Raw genomic sequence first — 15,632 nt, forward strand, 5'->3', positions numbered from 1 at the left:
AGGAGGTCGCCGGATTAGGAAAGGCGCGGAGATCACCGGGACAGGGTGGGAATGTCCGCGTCTGCGAGCCGCTGGAAGGCGTGGGCATACGCCTGTGCGGCACGTTCGAGGTCGTCCGCGTCCAGCGCGGTCGACAGGTTGATCATTCCGCGGGGGGTCGTGTAGACCCCGTCGAGGAGTAGTGCCACGTGCAGCGCCGCGAGCGCAGGCGTGGCCGCCGCTCGGGCCTGTTCAGCGTCGAGGGGCGCGGTAGCAGCCAGGTGCAGGTTGAGGATGGATCCCGCGCGCGTCACCGAGGCCGCGATTCCCGCTTCGGCCGCTGCCGTGGTGATGGCATCGGCGAGACGGCAGGCGGCCCGGTCGAGGCGGTCGATCGCCCCGGCGTCGAGGTGGCGCAGGGTGACGGCGCCGGCAGCCGCGGCTGTGAGGTGACCGTTGAAGGTGCCGGAGTGCGCCAGGTTCCCCTCGGTGGTCGCCGCGGTCAGCCGCATCAGCTCCTCACTGCCGCCGATCGCGCCGATCGGCATGCCGCCGCCGATGACCTTGCCCATGACGGTCAGGTCCGGGCGCAGACCGAGCCGGCCCTGCTCGCCGCCCACGGCGTTGCGCAGGGACTGCACCTCGTCCAGCACGAACAGCGTCCCGCGCTTGCGCGCCAGGTCGGCCGCGGCTGACAGGAAACCCGGCTGTGCAGGGATCACTCCCGCGGCACCGAGGAACGGCTCGGCGAACACCGCGGCGATGTCGGCAGTGAGCGCCTTTGCTGTGGCGTCGAGATCGTTGTAGGGGACGGTCACCACGTCGGGATCACCGGCCAGCAGCGGGGGCGCGCTGCCATGGTAGGCGCCGTCGAACAGCAGCAGCCGCGCCCGGCGGGTGGCTCGCCGGGCGAGGCGCGCGGCGAGCACCGACGCCTCGTTCCCCGAGTTCGTGAACCGCACCCGCTGCACGGACGGGATGCGGGAGACGAGCAACTCGGCAAGGTGCCACTGCAGTTCGTGCGGACTGGGAAAGACCGGCCCTGAGGACAGCACTGCCGCGGCTGCCTGCATGGCGGGCCCGTATGCGTTGCCGTGGACGAGCGAGGTGTAGTTGTTGACCAGGTCCAGGTACTCGATGCCGTCGACGTCGTACAGCCGCGAGCCGTGGCCCTCGGCGAGAATGACCGGGTAGGGCGGGTAGTACGTGATGAACCGGGTCTCTCCACCGGGCAGCACCGCGGCAGCCCGCTGGAAGGCGGCTGCTGATCGCGGAGTGCGGGCGCGGTACTCGTGAAGCAGAGTCTCCGGCACGGCCGCGCTCCGCTCCTGGTCCTGGCGGCTGGCAGGCAGCGCGTTCATGCCCTGGCTCTTGTGTACTGACTCATCGCGCTCAGGGCGTCGTCGAGGAGTGCGAGCAGGAGATCGGTCTCCTCGGCGGTGACCGTGAGCGGAGGAGCAACGAGGATCGCGTCGTTGATGCCGCCGGTTGCCGGGTAGACCAGCAGCCCCCGCTCGCGGGCGGCCAGGACGGCTGACCGGGTGAGGGAGCCGACGGGGTCGCCGGGGCTTCGGGTCACGCGGTCGCTGACGAGTTCCAGTCCCTGAAGCAGACCAAGGCCGCGGACCTCGCCGATGACCTCATGTCGTGCGGCCAGCTCCTCCAGACCCGCCCGTAGCTGCTTGCCCCGCTCCGCAGCGTTCGCCACCAGATTCCGGGACTCCACGGCCTCCAGCACGGCCAGGGCGACGGCGCTGCCGAGCGGGTTTCCGCCGTAGGTGTGCCCATTGGTGACCGACGCGGTCCCGGCGGCGATGGCATCGACGACGTGCTCACTGACCAACACGGCGGACACTGGCGTGTATCCAGCCCCCATCCCCTTGCCGAGTACCACCAGGTCCGGGCGTACGTCCCAGTGCTGCGAGGCCAGCATGGTGCCGGTGCGGCCCAGGCCCGTCATGACCTCGTCCGCGATCAGCGGCAGGCCCCTCTCCCGGCACAGCTCAGCAAGAGCAGGCAGATAGCCGTCGGGCGGCGTGATGGCGCCTCCCGCCGCGCCGCCGACCGGCTCGACCACCACGCCGGCCGCACCCAAGCCGTGAGAGTCCAGCGCCTCGGCGGCCCTCTTGGTGAGGAAGGCAGTGAACGCTGCATCGTCTCGGCCTTCGGCGAACCGGTAGGCGTAGGGGGGAATCAGCTCGTTGAACCCGTGCAGCAGCGCCTCGGCGACCCAGCGGCGCTGAGGATGCCCCGACAAGGACAGACCACCCAGCGTGGCACCGTGGTAGCTCACCGCGTGGGAGAGGAACCGCGCCCGGTCCGGCTCGCCCCGCTCCCGCCAGTACTGCAGGGTCAGCCGCAGCGCCGTTTCCACCGCCTCGGAACCGCTGTTGCACAAAAAGACGTACGGGTAGCCGGTCATCGCGCCCAGCCGCTCAGCAAGCTTCTCCGACTGCTCGCTATGGAACGTTCCGCGGTGCGCGAAGGTGATCCGCTCAGCCTGCTCGGCCATGACCTGCAGGATCTCCGGGTCCGCGTGTCCGAGATTCGCCGTCACCGCTCCGGAGCAGCCGTCCAGGTAACGGCGTCCGTCTGCGTCGTAGACGAACACCCCGCTCCCGTGACTGACGAACGGCAACTCTTCGCCGAAGAAGAACTTGATCAGCCGACTGCCGTCGGGCTGCATCGCGACGCGAGATGCGGACAGCGCATGGTCCATACCGGTGACTCCTGGAGTTCGCGCAAGCGTGCCAGGCGGGCTCGCAAGCGGCGGTGCGTATGTACAGGCCGAAAGGCCGACAAAGCGACGGAATCGCTTGTACGTCGTCCAGGATGTCTTGTACGTGGGACAAGAGCAAGGGGTATGGGTAAACCTTCGTTTCCCAGACGAAGGCCCGGGGGCGGCCAGCCGCCCCTCAGGACGTCAGATGATCTTGGAGTGCAGCCCTCTGACCAGCACATCCAGCGCCACATCGAAGCTACGGTCCATGGGCCTGTCCCGTCCCGACTCCCACCTGGTCAGGAACGCGTTGTTCTCCAGCAGCGGCAGGTTTCGGGTGAGCACCGGGAACGTATTCGGATCGATCCCACGCAGCTCTGCCGCGAAGCCCTTCTGCCAGCCGGCCTCGGCGTCCGAGGGGGGCGCGGACAATTCCAGAGTCACCCAGCCCAGGACGAACCCGATCACCGTGTTGTAGACGTCGACCAGGTCGTTCCCGGTGAATCCTGCTCCCTCCAGCACACCGACTATCCGCTCCACGAACGGGACCGCCGTCGTCGACACCGCAAGCTGCGACCCCATGATCGGAACCAGATTCGGATGCCGGTGCATGGCGGCCCGGCACAGTCGGGCCACCTCCCCCAGCCAGACATCCCAGTTCACCCCGTGCACAGACGGCAGAACGATGCCATCCAGGACTCGCGCAGACGCCGCCGCCACCAACTGCGGCTTGGAGCCGACGTGCCAGTAAAGCGCCGTCGGATAGACACCCATCTCCTTGGCAAGCGCCCGCATGGTCAGCGCTTCCAGCCCATGTTCGTCCGCATACCGCACAGCAGCGTCCACCACCTCCTCGCGCGACAAGGGTGCGCGCGATCCCTGCCGGGCACGGTTTCGCGGACCACTGCTCTCGCTCATCCGGGTTCCTCCCCCACGTACTCATTCGGACCCGCAACGTTAACCCTTCTCCAGGGCGGCGGAACGGCATCCCCGGCCGGTTCAAGGTCGCCCAGGCCTCCGGCGTCGAAATCCCGAGAACCTGGTGGTCGAGCGGTATCCGTTCGACGCCGGACCACAAAATGACACGTCGACGCTTCGCCGGCTGCACCTAACTGATCGTTTCAGAATGACGTTCGTAGGCGGCGGAGGCAGATGAGGCTGCAGGCCAGTTCGAGCAGGCCCTGGTGGAGGTCGGCGCGTCGTTCGTAGCGGATGCGTAGTCGTTTGAACTGGTGCAGCCAGGCGAAGGCGCGCTCGACCACCCAGCGCACTTTGCCTAAACCGGAACCGTGGGCGACGCCGCGTCGGGCGATCATGGGTTTGATGCCGCGTTTCCACAGCAAGCGGCGATACTTGTCGAAGTCGTAGCCCCGGTCGGCATACAACCGTCGGGGTTTGCGGCGGGGCGTCCCCTGAGCCCCCGAATCGTTGGGATGGCATCCAGCAGCGGCAGGAGCTGGGTGACGTCGTTTCGGTTGCCGCCAGTGAGCGTAACGGCGAGTGGGGTTCCCTGGCGGTCGACGATCAGGTGGTGCTTGGAGCCAGGACGGGCGCGGTCGACCGGTGAGGGGCCGACATGAGCCCCCCTTTGAGAGCTCGGATGTGCGATCCGTCCGCGGAGCAGTCGTCCATCTCCAGCAGGCCCCCGCGTCGAAGCTCGGCCAGCAGCGCGACGTGCAGGCGTGGCCAGACACCAGCCTCGGTCCAGTTCCGCAGCCGACGCCAAGCCGTCACACCGGAGCAGCCCACGGATTCCGTCGGAACGTCGCGCCGGGCGACACCGGTTCGCAGCACGTACATCACGCCAGCGAGTGCCCCTCGGTCGGGAACGCGCAGGCTCCCGGGGTGGCGACGGCGTCGTGCGGGAGTGGGCGGCAGCAGCGGGGCCACGCGCTCCCACAGATCGTCCGGAACAAGATCAGTACGCACCCGGACACCTTGCCCACCGCGACCGCCAACGGCAAGACCCGCAGCCTGACTTGGCCCAGAAAGTGCCTGGTAGTGAGGTGGCGGGCGTGAGCTGGATCAGTTCAGCGACGGCGGGACCCAGGCGTGGTGACGCAGGATCATACGTGTGGTGGCCCTGGACGGTGTCAGTCGCATCGCCGCGTTCCGCAGGGTGACGGCCAGCGGGTGGGACAGTTGCTGGCCCATTCTCCCGGCCTGCCGGGCGGCCCCTGCGACGGCCTGGCTCCGCGGCCGGCGCTCAGCGTCGTAGCGGGCGAGCGCGGCCTCGACGGTGGACGTGGCACCGAGGGCGGCGGCCAGGGTGACCGCGTCCTCCAGTGCCTGGCAGGCGCCCTGTCCCAGGTTGGGGGTCATCGCATGGGCCGCGTCGCCGAGCAGCGCGATCCGCCCGACCGTGTATGAGGGGAGAGGCGTGCGAAGCTCGTTCACGTCGTGATGCAACACGGCCTCGGGCCGGGTCGCGTCGAGCAGAACGGGGATCGGGTCGTGCCAGGTGTGGAATCGTCGGCGCAGTTCGGTCAGTGGGTCGGCGAACCGCGTTCCGGCGGGGAGGCTGAGGACGGCGTGCCACTCGGCCTTCCCGTCCAGGAAAGCGATGTGTCCGAACTCCGCGCCGCGGCCCCAGGTCAGCTCGAAGTCGGTACGCAGATCGACCGCGTGCTCGGTGATCGCGCGCAGCACCGTCGAGCCGCTGTGGACCGGGCCGGGGTGGTCTGGGAAGAGTTGGCCGCGGACTTTGCTGCCGATACCGTCGGCCGCCACTACCAGATCGGCCTCCAGAGCCGTGGTGCTGTAGCCGACGCGAACCGTCCCCGGGCCGACCTGCTCGACCGTTGCCGCCTCGGAGCCGATCGCCAGTGACCCGGCCGGCAAGCCCTCGCGTAGCAGTCGGTGCAAGGTCGAACGGGGGATGCCCATGATCGGTGTGCCCACTGCCTTCTCCAGTGCCGAGCCGTCCATCCGGGCCAGCCAGCCACCCCGGGGCGTCCGAGTGCCGCCGCTGTACTGGCCTCGCGACGCGTCCCGAACCGCCCCGCCGACGCCGAGTTCGTCCAGTGCCCGCAGGCCGTTGGCAGCCAATGAAATGCCTGCCCCCGCGTCCTCAAGCATGGACGAACGCTCGAGGACCGTCACGTCCCAACCGATCCGGTGCAGGCCGATTGCGGCGGCTAGCCCGCCTATGCCTCCTCCGACCACCACTGCCGTGTTCCCCATGCCGGAGCCCCCTTCTTCTACATTTGTAGAAGCCGACTCTATCCTGAGTCTCTACGGGTGTAGAAAGGGGCTATGGCTTCGGATCGGCGCACCCTCCTTGCAGACGCAGCTCTCGACGTCCTCGCCGACGAAGGGATGCGCGGCCTGACCCACCGCGCGGTCGACCGCAGAGCAGCCATGCCGCCCGGCACCACCTCGGCCTACTTCCGCACCCGCGCCGCGCTGCTGACCGGACTCGTCGCCCACTTGGTCCAACTCGACCAGGCGGAACTTCAAACGACGGCCGACGAGCTTCCACCCCTGCGTACCGTCGAGGAACTGGTGGACGGCATGGTGACGCTCACCCGACAGCGACTCACCGGCGAGGGCCGCCGGCGCTCGCTCGCCCGCCATGCTTGCGCCGTCGAGAGCGTGCGCGACAAAGAGCTGCGCGCGATCCTCGTGCCCCGCGAGAACGCCGGCCGCGAGGCCATCCGGCTGTTCCTCGCCAAGCACGGCGTGACCGACGTCGAGAACCGCACTCACACTCTGCTGACCTGCATCGACGGACTGGTCTTCGACCGACTGGTGAACGGCGGCGAAGTACCGCGCGAGGCCCTCGAAGGACTGGTCGCCGCCGCGCTGCGTTAGGCCCCAGGCGTCCACGGTCCCGCTCGAACCAGCTGGCAGCCTCAGCTGTCTCCGCCGCCTACGAGCCTCATTCTGAAACGATCAGTAAGCCGCCCGTTCCGGGACCACGGGAACGGGCGGCTCCCGGCGCCCGCCCCAGCGACAGCCGGGCACATGCGAGGCAAGGTCGGCGACGGCACCGGCACCATCAGCAGCACCCCACCGGCCCCAGGACGGGGACGTGGCAGGCGATCAGGCCCGCTACGTGGCCGCGACGACGATGATGTCCAGCGTCCGCGGGCCGTGCACACCCTCGACCCGGTCGAGCTCGATGTCACTGGTCGCCGAGGGACCGGACACCAGCGTCAGGGGCCGGTACGGATCGAGTCGGCTCAGCGCCTCGGGCACGTCGGGGGCGATCTGGTCCTCGCGGACCAGGCAGATGTGCTGGTCCGGCAGGAGGGTCAGGGCCCGGCGGCCCTGGCCGGGGCCGTGGTCGAGGATGACGGTCCCAGTGACGGCGATGGCGGCCGCGCTGGTGGTGAGCACCGCGTCCGCCGCGTCGAGCTGTCCTGGCGTCAGCGGCAAAGTGTCGTCCAGCAGCGTCCAGGGTCCCTCGGGGATCACATCGGCGGGCAGGCCCGGCGGTACGACCAGCGCACGTGCTCCGGTTCGTGCCAGCGCGTCCCCGACCGCGGCAGCGGCACGTGCCGCCGGAACGCGGACCACCGTGGCGCGGTATTCGGCGGTGCGTTCGCTGAAGAGTTGGACGATGTCCGGCCCCGTGTGGTCGGTGGGGTGACCGTGTGGGGGTCGTGGGCCGCCGGGGTTCTCGAAGCGGGGTACGTCGGTCAGTGCTTTCCTGACCGCCCGCAGTACGGTGTCGCGGCCGCTCATCGGCGTCCCTCTTCTTCCGCCGTCGTACGGCCTTGTGTTTCGTTCACGGCTTTGGTGCGGCGCCACCACGCGCGCAGGGACTCCTGGGCTGGTGCCGGCGTGTCCCGGGTGCCGGTCCAGCGGGCCGGCGGACCCGGCAGGGAGCCGATCAGGCCGTCGCGGGCGACGAGGCGGGCGCCGAGCGCGGCCAGCCGGTGGGCTGCCGCGAGCCCCTTCGGAGAGGACATGACCCATCCGGCTGCCTTCATGGCCAGCGCCTCGGCCGTGGGCAGGAGCCGGCTGCGGCGTTTGGCCTCCACGGCCTCGGCACGCAGATGGACCAGCACCTCCGGAATGTTGATCTTCACGGGGCAGGCGTCGTAGCAGGCGCCGCACAGGGTCGAGGCGAAGGGCAGTGAGGCCGTGTTCTCCACTCCGACGAGCTGCGGGGTCAGTACGGCTCCGATCGGTCCGGGGTACACGGATCCGTAGGCGTGGCCGCCGGTGCGCTCGTACACCGGGCAGACGTTCAGGCAGGCCGAGCAGCGGATGCAGGACAGGGCCTGCCGGCCCACCTCGTCGGCCAGGGTGGCGGTGCGGCCGTTGTCGAGCAGCACCAGATGGAAGTCCTGCGGCCCGTCTCCCTCCGTGACGCCGGTCCACAGCGAGGTGTACGGGTTCATCCGCTCGCCGGTCGAGGACCGTGGCAGCAGTTGGAGGAAGACGTCCAGGTCGGCGAAGGCGGGCAGAACCTTCTCGATGCCCATGACGGTGATGAGGGTGTCCGGCAGGGTCAGGCACATCCGTCCGTTGCCCTCCGACTCCACGACCACCACCGTGCCGGTGTCGGCGGCCGCGAAGTTGGCGCCGGAGACGGCGACCTTGCACCGCAGGAACTTCTCGCGCAGATGCAGCCGGGCGGCTTCGGCGAGATCGCGTGGATCGTCGCCGAGGCCGTCGGGGGCCGGTCTGCCCCAGTCCCCCATCTCCCGAAGGAAGATCTCGCGGATCTCTGAGCGGCCCCGGTGGATGGCGGGTACGAGGATGTGGGACGGGCGGTCACCGCCCAACTGCACGATGAGCTCGGCGAGATCGGTCTCGTAGGCGCGGATGCCCGCGTCCGCGAGCGCCTCGTTGAGGCCGATCTCCTGGGTGGCCATCGACTTGACCTTGACGACCTCGCTCTCGCCGGTCGCCTGGACCAGCCGCGTGACGATGGCGTTCGCCTCGGCGGCGTCTGCGGCCCAGTGGACCGTGCCGCCGGCGGCGGTCACCGCCTCCTCCAGCCGCAGCAGATGGTGGTCGAGGTGGCGCAGGGTGTGGCGCTTGACGGCCGCCGCCCGCTCGCGCAGTTCCTCCCAGTCGTCGAGTTCGGCGGTGACCGCCAGCCGCTTGTCGCGGATGGTTGCGGTGGCACGGCGCAGGTTCGCGCGCAGCCGGGTGTCGGCCAGCGCGGCGCGCGCCGCCTCGGGAAAGGCCGGAGTGCCCAGCCATACGACGTTGTCGCGGTCGCTCACCGTGTGTCCCCTTCCGTGGAGGCCAGGATCTCGGCCAGGTGCATCGTGCCGACGCCGGTGCGCAGCCGGGACAGCCCGCCGCCGATGTGCGTGAGGCAGGAGTTGTCGCCCGCGCACAGGTATTCGGCGCCGGTGTCCAGGACATGGCGCATCTTGTCGGCCAGCATGGCGTTGGACACGTCCGCGTTCTTCAGCGCGAAGGTGCCGCCGAAGCCGCAGCAGGAGTCGGCGGCGGGCAGCTCGACGAGGTCGATGCCCTTCACCGCGCGCAGCAGCCTGAGCGGCCGGTCGCCGACCCGCAGCATGCGCAGCGAGTGGCAGGTCGGGTGGTAGGTGACCCGGTGCGGGAAGTAGGCGCCCACGTCGGTGACGCCGAGGACGTCGACGAGGAGTTCCGACAGCTCGTACACCGTCGGTGCCACCTGGTCGACCGCCTCGGTGAGGGCGGTGTCCCCGTACTGGGCGGCGACCACCCGGTGGTGGTCGCGCACCATGCCGGCGCAGGAGCCGGAGGGGGCGACGACGGCGTCGTAGCCCGCGAAGACCTCGGCGAAGCGGCGGACCATGGGGAGGGTCTCGGGGCGGTAGCCGGTGTTGAAGTGCATCTGGCCGCAGCAGGTCTGGGCCTGCGGGAACTCCACCGTGTGGCCGAGCCGTTCCAGCAGTTCGGTCACCGCGCGGCCGGTGCGGGGGAACATGGTGTCATTGAAGCAGGTGATGAAGAGAGCTATGCGCATGGTGTTTCCTGGGGTGGGCCGGGGGATCCGGTGACGGTCAGGCCGTAGGTCCGCGCGGCGGTGCCGGTGAAGACCTCGTGGCGTTCCGCGGGGGTGAGCCGGGCCGTCAACTCACCTGCTGCTGCGATGACTTCGGCGTAGTCGGCGGCGAGCTTGCAGACGGGCCAGTCGGAGCCGAACATCAGACGGTCCGGGCCGAAGGCGTCGAGGACGGTGTCGGCGTACGGCTTGAGATCCTGTGTGGTCCAAGAACCCCAGTCGGCTTCGGTGACCAGGCCGGAGAGTTTGCAGCGAGTGTTGGGGAGGGTGGCCAGCCGTCGGGTCTCCTCGGCCCAGGGGTCGAGGGAGCCGGACGCGATGGGCGGCTTGCCGATGTGGTCGAGGACGAAGGTCAGGTCTGGCAGGCGCTCCGCAGCCGCGGCGGCTGCCGCGAGCTGCTGGGGCTTCACCACGAGGTCGTAGACGAGTCCCGCCTCGGCGACCGCGGAAAGGCCGTGGAGTACGTCGGGGCGTACGAGCCAGCGTGGATCGGGCTCGCTCTGCACCTGGTGGCGGATACCCACCAGGTACTCACCTCCGGGGCCCGCGCGCAGCCCCGCGAGGGTCTCGGCGATGTCGGGGGCGGTCAGGTCGGTCCAGCCGACGACCCCGGCGACCAGGTCGCTGTCGGCGGCCAGGGCCAGGAACTCCGGGGTCTCCTGCGGCACGGTGATCGTCTGCACCAGCACGGTGGCAGTGACACCGGCCGCGCGGGCCTGAGGCGCCAGGTCGGCGAGGGTGAAGTCGCGTCGCAGCGGGGCGAGTGCGTCTCCGCTGATCCAGTCCTGGTCGCGGACGGACAGGTCCCACACATGATGGTGGGCGTCCACGATGCCGGGCACGGTCTTTGGACCGGTCACAGTTCCCACACCACCGGGAGTGAGGCGTGCGCGCCCTGCGCGGAGTAGTCGTGGACGACGTCGAGCAGTTCGGCCATCCGGGCCTGCCAGGCGATGTTGACGGGCAGCTTGTCGAGTTCGGCGATCATCGCCTGGTAGTCCTCGACCTCCAGCACGTGGAACAAGTCCGTCCCGCTGCGCCAGATCGTCCACTCGCTCACCCCGGCGGCGCCGATCGCGGCGGTGAGTTCCTGTGGCACCTCCCGGTGCGCGGCCTCGTACTCCTCGACGCGGTCAGTGCGGACCTTGGTGTGCAGGGCGACCCTCACGACGGCTCCTTCGACGGCGTGGCTTCCCGGATCGGCACGGCTTTCCCGGTCGGCGCGGCCACGGGGACGGGGGTGTCCGGGTCCAGCAGTCCCTCGGCGCGCAGTTCGTCCCACAGGGCGTGCGGGAGGGGGCGCCGCAGTTGCTCCACCGTGTCGCGCACCTCCTGGGGGGAGCGCGCGCCGGTCAGGACGCTCGCGACCGCTCGATGGCCGAACGGGAAGCGCAGCGCGGCGGCCCGCAGCGGCACGCCGTGGTGTTCGCAGACCTCGAGGAGCCGCAGCGCCCGGTCGAGGACCGGCTGCGGAGCGGGTGCGTAGTCGTATGTGGCGTCGGGCCGGGGGGCCGTCAGCAGCCCGGAGTTGAACACCCCGCCGATCACCACGCTCCGGCCGCGGGCGGCCGCCTCCGGGAGCAGTTCGGTGAGCCCGTCCTGTTCGAGGAGGGTGTAGCGGCCGGCGAGCAGCACCACGTCGATGTCGGTCTCGCGCATGAACCGGGCGGGCAGCGCGGACTGGTTCATCCCGACGCCGATCGCTCCGATCACACCTTCGGTACGCAGCCGCTCCAGGGCCGGGTAGGCCTCGTCCAGCGCCTGGTCGGCGTGGTCATCGGGGTCGTGCAGCAGGACCACGTCGACGTGGTCGAGGCCCAGGCGTTCGAGACTGGCCTCCAGGGAGCGCAGGACTCCGTCGGCGCTGAAGTCCCAGACCCTGCGGTGGGCGGCCGGTACGGCGAAGCCGTGGGCAAGGTCGTCGCCCACGCCGCCGTCCGGGCTCGGCACGAGAAGCCGGCCCACCTTGGTGGAGAGGGTGTAGGTGTCACGGGGGCGGTCGCGCAGCGCGCCGCCGAGCCGCCGTTCCGACAGGCCGAGACCGTAGTGGGGCGCGGTGTCGAAGGTCCGGATACCTGCGTCCCAGGCCGCCTCCACCGTGGCGTGGGCGGCCTCGTCGGTGACCGGCTGGAAGAGGTTGCCAAGGGCGGCACAGCCCAGCGCCAGTTCCGTGACCGGTACCGAACTGCCACCCAGCGTAGTGGTCCTCACGATCGCTCCACCGGGCGCAGCCGCAAGCCCTGCATGCCGCCGTCCACCGCGAGCGCGGTGCCGGTGACGGACGCCGCGGCGGGACTGGCCAGGTAGACGATGGCGGCCGCGACCTCGTCGGCCGTCACCAGGCGGCCCAGGGGCTGGCGGGCGTTGAGGGCCGCGCGCTCGGCCTCGGGGTCTTCGGCCGCGTCCAGCAGCCGGCCGACCCATGGCGTGTCGGCGGTCCCGGGGTTGACGCAGTTGACGCGGATGCCCTCGCGGACGTGGTCGGCGGCCATGGCGAGAGTCAGTGAGAGGACCGCGCCCTTGCTGGCGCAGTACAGGGCACGCTGAGGCAGGCCCGCGGTGGCGCCGATCGAGCATGTGTTGACCACCGCCGCGTGCACGGAGCGGCGCAGGTGGGGCAGGGCGGCACGCGTAGCACGCACGATGCCGAGAACGTTGACGTCCATCACCCGGTGCCACTGCTCGTCCGGGTTGTCCTCGATGCTGCCCACCGCGCCGATGCCTGCGTTGTTCACGAGAATGTCCAGCCCACCGAGCCGCTCGACGGCCTGTTCCACGGCGGCGCGCACGGAGGCGTCGTCGCTCACGTCGGCCCGGAGACCGACCAGCGGTTCGCTGACGCCGCCGGGATCGAGGTCGAGCACGGCCACTGCCGCGCCCTGCGCCGCGAGTGAGCGTGCCGTGGCCAACCCGATGCCGGACGCGCCCCCGGTGACGACGGCCCTGAGTCCTGACAGACCGGTCATGCCACCTCCTCCGGTCCAGCGAGGTCGGCGGCCCAGAAGGTGCCGTCCGGGTAACGGTATTCAGCGAGAGATTCGGCGTGCATGGTGGCGGAGAAGCCCGGGGTCAGCGGCGCGGTGTAGTGGCCGTCGCGCATCACCACGGGCGCCGTGAAGTGCTCATGGAGGTGGTCGACGAATTCGATGACGCGGTTGTCGGTGGTGCCGGACAGTGCCAGGTAGTCGAACATCGACAGGTGCTGCACCAGCTCGCACAGCCCCACTCCACCGGCGTGCGGGCAGACGGGCACCCCGAACTTCGCGGCGAGCAGCAGGATCGCGAGGTTCTCGTTGACACCTCCCACCCGGGCCGCGTCGATCTGGAGCACGTCGATGGCGCCGGCCTGGAGGAGCTGCTTGAAGACGATGCGGTTCTGCACGTGTTCGCCGGTGGCCACCTTCACCGGGGCGACGCCCCTGCGAACGGTGGCGTGGCCGAGGATGTCGTCGGGGCTGGTGGGCTCCTCGATCCAGTACGGGTCGAACTCGGCGAGCGCGTTGGTCCACTCGACGGCCTCATCGACGTTCCAGCGCTGGTTGGCGTCTATGGCGATGCGGATCCCCTCGCCAACGGCGGCGCGGGCGGCTCGCATGCGGCGGACGTCGTCGTCGAGGTCGGCGCCCACCTTCAGCTTGATCTGGGTGAAGCCGTCGGCGACGGCCTGCTTGGCCAGCCGCGTGAGCTTGTCGTCGGAGTAGCCGAGCCAGCCGGGCGAGGTGGTGTAGCCGGGGTAGCCGCGCTCCAGCAGGACGGACTCCCGCTCCGCGAGCCCGGTGCGGCCCTCGCGCAGCAGTTGGAGGGCGTCCTCGGGTGTGAGGGCGTCGGCGATGTAGCGGAAGTCGACCTGGGAGACGAGCCACTCGGGGTCGGCGTGGGCGAGCAGCCGCCACAGCGGCTGCCCGGCGCGCTTGGCGGCCAGGTCCCACACGGCATTGACGACCGCGCCGATCGCCATGTGCATCACGCCCTTCTCGGGACCCAGCCAGCGCAGCTGGCTGTCCCCGATCAGGTCGCGGTTGACCGAGCCCGGGTCGGCGCACAGCTCCTCCACTGAGCGGCCCACGATGTGGTGCCGCAGTGCGCCGATCGCGGCGACCTGGACATCGTTGCCGCGTCCGATCGTGAAGGTGAAGCCGTGGCCTTCGTATCCGTCGCCGGCGTCGGTGCGCAGCACGACATAGGCGGCGGAGTAGTCGGGGTCCGGGTTCATCGCGTCGGAGCCGTCCAGTTCCCGCGAGGTGGGGAAGCGGACGTCGTAGGTGTCGACGGCGGTGATCCGGGCGGAGGTTGCAGTCAAGGTGATGCTGCCTTTCACGCTTGGGCGAAGGTCTGGCGCTGGCTGCCAAGGCCGTCGACAGAAAGCTCGACGGTGTCGCCGGGGCGCAGGAAGGGAGTGCCGGGAAGGCCCAGGGCCACGCCTGCGGGCGTACCGGTGTTGATCACGTCACCCGGTTCCAGAACCATGTACTGGCTCAGGTAGGACACGATGTGGTCGACCTGGAAGATCATGTCGCTGGTGTGGCCGTCCTGCCGCTTCACGCCGTTGACGCTCAGGTGCAGGCCGAGGTTCTGCGGGTCACCGGCCTCGTCGGCGGTGACCAGCCACGGGCCGAGCGGGTTGAAGGTCTCGCAGGACTTGCCCAGGTCCCACTGCGGCGAGTACTCCAGCTGGAACTCACGCTCCGAGACGTCATGGCTGATCGCGTATCCCGCGATCACGTCCCGCGCGGCCTGCGGTCCGTCGAGGTAGCGGGCCCGCTGTCCGATGACGACCGCGAGTTCGACCTCCCAGTCGGTCTTCACCGACCCGCGGGGGATCAGTACCTCGTCGTACGGGCCGACGACCGTGCCCGGGTCCTTCATGAAGACCACCGGACGCGGCGGGATCGGCAGGCCGGTTTCGGCGGCGTGGTCGCGGTAGTTCAGACCGACGCAGACGATCTTGCCGGGGCGGGCGAGGGGTGCGCCGATGCGCAGGCCCTCCGGGTCCAGCTCGGGCAGTTCTCCCGCCTCGACGGCCACGCGGGCCCGGTCGACTCCCCCGGAGGCGAGGAAGGCGCCGTCGATGTCCAGGGTCACTGAGCGCAGGTCCAGCAGCCGGCCTTCGTCGGTACGGACGGCTGGCCGCTCCTGTCCTGGGGCGCCGACTCGTAGCAGTTTCACTGGCAGCTCCCTTGCCGTACGGGATTCATCTGAGGGGTGATCGGCCGTGATAGGGCCAAGCCGCCTGTGTCCCAGCCGGACCGTTCCGTTGGGCTTCCCACATCGAGGGCACATTCATCGGATGTATGGCGACGCAGCGACCTTAGATCCCGGAAGCCGCACATGACAATGGATTCCTCGGATGTATTTCCTCGCCCCTGCCGGCCAAGCACCCACACTGGGGCACATCTCCCATGGTCGCGCGAGGTCGTGAGGGCGGCACGCGACTCGCCATCCGATGAATCCTAAGCCGCGGCCGTCAGCTATCTCCGCTGATGACAGCAAGATCAACGCCGCCGCCAGTCGGGACACGGGGGAACACGGCTCTCCGCGTCGGCCACCCCGCCCTGTCACCCGCCAGTTCGGGCGACGCCGTTGCCGAATCGTGAGATGCCGCCAAGGGTTCCCCGTAACTCGCGGGACCATGAAACCTCAGGTCAGACGAGGTGACGACGCGCAGTCCCCGAAGCCAGGACAGCACCTCGACGTCTCGCGGCGCGATATCCCGCAAATCACTGGCCGTGAACTCTTGTCAATCTCGGCAACGTCGTCGTAACGTCCTCGACGACCGAGATACATCGGAGGAATGGTCCGCAACACGGGGTGCGGGGTTTCACCCGCATCCAAGCGGAGGCTTCACTTCCATGACCGCGGTCATCGGCTGACCCTCATTCCGCTTCTCTTCGGGCACGATCCGGGCACCCTCCATGCCTCGGATGGACATCTGCCCGGACGGCACCCCCGCCCCTCCCCCAGGCGGTACGCCAC

General features: G+C 69.8%; 14 protein-coding genes and 1 pseudogene. 1 reads left to right on the plus strand and 14 read right to left on the minus strand.

Going from position 1 to position 15,632, the window contains the following annotated elements; translation table 11 throughout:
• Nucleotides 1-32: 32 nt before the first annotated feature.
• The 5 genes and pseudogenes from AOK15_RS14455 to AOK15_RS14475 all read right to left on the minus strand — a co-directional run bounded on the left by AOK15_RS14455 (nucleotide 33) and on the right by AOK15_RS14475 (nucleotide 5,881).
• On the minus strand, nucleotides 33-1,340 hold the full coding sequence (locus tag AOK15_RS14455; protein WP_055516626.1) for an aminotransferase class III-fold pyridoxal phosphate-dependent enzyme: 1,308 nt from the start codon (nucleotides 1,338-1,340) through the stop codon (nucleotides 33-35).
• On the minus strand, nucleotides 1,337-2,698 hold the full coding sequence (locus AOK15_RS14460; RefSeq protein ID WP_055516628.1) for an aminotransferase class III-fold pyridoxal phosphate-dependent enzyme: 1,362 nt from the start codon (nucleotides 2,696-2,698) through the stop codon (nucleotides 1,337-1,339). Before AOK15_RS14460 ends, AOK15_RS14455 begins: the two co-directional genes overlap by 4 nt.
• A 204-nt stretch (nucleotides 2,699-2,902) precedes the next feature.
• Nucleotides 2,903-3,616 carry a TetR/AcrR family transcriptional regulator gene (locus AOK15_RS14465; protein ID WP_079058489.1) on the minus strand — a complete coding sequence of 238 codons (714 nt, stop codon included), beginning with the start codon at nucleotides 3,614-3,616 and terminating at the stop codon, nucleotides 2,903-2,905.
• 203 nt (nucleotides 3,617-3,819) lie between these two features.
• Nucleotides 3,820-4,627: pseudogene (locus tag AOK15_RS14470) on the minus strand (IS5 family transposase).
• 96 nt (nucleotides 4,628-4,723) lie between these two features.
• Complete coding sequence (locus tag AOK15_RS14475; RefSeq protein ID WP_055516634.1) at nucleotides 4,724-5,881, minus strand: FAD-dependent monooxygenase; 1,158 nt, start codon at nucleotides 5,879-5,881, stop codon at nucleotides 4,724-4,726.
• 72 nt (nucleotides 5,882-5,953) lie between these two features.
• Between AOK15_RS14475 and AOK15_RS14480 the strand changes: the two genes are divergently transcribed.
• A complete protein-coding gene (locus AOK15_RS14480) occupies nucleotides 5,954-6,511 on the plus strand; it encodes a TetR/AcrR family transcriptional regulator (RefSeq protein WP_055516637.1) in 558 nt (185 codons plus the stop codon).
• A gap of 240 nt (nucleotides 6,512-6,751) precedes the next feature.
• Here AOK15_RS14480 and AOK15_RS14485 read toward each other — a convergent pair whose 3' ends face one another.
• The 9 genes from AOK15_RS14485 to AOK15_RS14525 are packed head-to-tail and all read right to left on the minus strand — an operon-like array spanning nucleotide 6,752 to nucleotide 14,825.
• A complete protein-coding gene (locus tag AOK15_RS14485; RefSeq protein WP_055516640.1) occupies nucleotides 6,752-7,387 on the minus strand; it encodes a LutC/YkgG family protein in 636 nt (211 codons plus the stop codon).
• On the minus strand, nucleotides 7,384-8,883 hold the full coding sequence (locus tag AOK15_RS14490) for a LutB/LldF family L-lactate oxidation iron-sulfur protein (protein ID WP_055516642.1): 1,500 nt from the start codon (nucleotides 8,881-8,883) through the stop codon (nucleotides 7,384-7,386). Before AOK15_RS14490 ends, AOK15_RS14485 begins: the two co-directional genes overlap by 4 nt.
• Complete coding sequence (locus AOK15_RS14495) at nucleotides 8,880-9,620, minus strand: (Fe-S)-binding protein (protein ID WP_055516645.1); 741 nt, start codon at nucleotides 9,618-9,620, stop codon at nucleotides 8,880-8,882. Before AOK15_RS14495 ends, AOK15_RS14490 begins: the two co-directional genes overlap by 4 nt.
• Nucleotides 9,611-10,519 carry an amidohydrolase family protein gene (locus AOK15_RS14500; RefSeq protein WP_055516647.1) on the minus strand — a complete coding sequence of 303 codons (909 nt, stop codon included), beginning with the start codon at nucleotides 10,517-10,519 and terminating at the stop codon, nucleotides 9,611-9,613. Before AOK15_RS14500 ends, AOK15_RS14495 begins: the two co-directional genes overlap by 10 nt.
• A complete protein-coding gene (locus AOK15_RS14505; RefSeq protein WP_055516650.1) occupies nucleotides 10,516-10,827 on the minus strand; it encodes an L-rhamnose mutarotase in 312 nt (103 codons plus the stop codon). Before AOK15_RS14505 ends, AOK15_RS14500 begins: the two co-directional genes overlap by 4 nt.
• Entirely contained in the window at nucleotides 10,824-11,870 is a 1,047-nt protein-coding gene (locus tag AOK15_RS14510) for an aldo/keto reductase (RefSeq protein ID WP_055516652.1), read from the minus strand. The genes AOK15_RS14505 and AOK15_RS14510 overlap by 4 nt, the downstream gene beginning before the upstream one ends.
• Entirely contained in the window at nucleotides 11,867-12,625 is a 759-nt protein-coding gene (locus AOK15_RS14515) for an SDR family NAD(P)-dependent oxidoreductase (RefSeq protein ID WP_055516654.1), read from the minus strand. The genes AOK15_RS14510 and AOK15_RS14515 overlap by 4 nt, the downstream gene beginning before the upstream one ends.
• Entirely contained in the window at nucleotides 12,622-13,959 is a 1,338-nt protein-coding gene (locus AOK15_RS14520) for an enolase C-terminal domain-like protein (protein WP_055516656.1), read from the minus strand. The genes AOK15_RS14515 and AOK15_RS14520 overlap by 4 nt, the downstream gene beginning before the upstream one ends.
• Nucleotides 13,960-13,973: 14 nt before the next feature.
• Entirely contained in the window at nucleotides 13,974-14,825 is an 852-nt protein-coding gene (locus tag AOK15_RS14525) for a fumarylacetoacetate hydrolase family protein (RefSeq protein WP_055516658.1), read from the minus strand.
• Between the last annotated feature and the right edge of the window lie 807 nt (nucleotides 14,826-15,632).

Source organism: Streptomyces ossamyceticus, assembly GCF_001418475.1.
In the GTDB taxonomy this organism is placed as follows: domain Bacteria; phylum Actinomycetota; class Actinomycetes; order Streptomycetales; family Streptomycetaceae; genus Streptomyces; species Streptomyces ossamyceticus.

Coding starts and splice junctions, on each gene's coding strand:
- AOK15_RS14455 (WP_055516626.1), bottom strand. CDS start 1,340: ATGAACGCGCTGCCTGCCAGCCGCCAGGACCAGGAGCGGAGCGCGGCC.
- AOK15_RS14460 (WP_055516628.1), bottom strand. CDS start 2,698: ATGGACCATGCGCTGTCCGCATCTCGCGTCGCGATGCAGCCCGACGGC.
- AOK15_RS14465 (WP_079058489.1), bottom strand. CDS start 3,616: ATGAGCGAGAGCAGTGGTCCGCGAAACCGTGCCCGGCAGGGATCGCGC.
- AOK15_RS14475 (WP_055516634.1), bottom strand. CDS start 5,881: ATGGGGAACACGGCAGTGGTGGTCGGAGGAGGCATAGGCGGGCTAGCC.
- AOK15_RS14480 (WP_055516637.1), top strand. CDS start 5,954: ATGGCTTCGGATCGGCGCACCCTCCTTGCAGACGCAGCTCTCGACGTC.
- AOK15_RS14485 (WP_055516640.1), bottom strand. CDS start 7,387: ATGAGCGGCCGCGACACCGTACTGCGGGCGGTCAGGAAAGCACTGACC.
- AOK15_RS14495 (WP_055516645.1), bottom strand. CDS start 9,620: ATGCGCATAGCTCTCTTCATCACCTGCTTCAATGACACCATGTTCCCC.
- AOK15_RS14515 (WP_055516654.1), bottom strand. CDS start 12,625: ATGACCGGTCTGTCAGGACTCAGGGCCGTCGTCACCGGGGGCGCGTCC.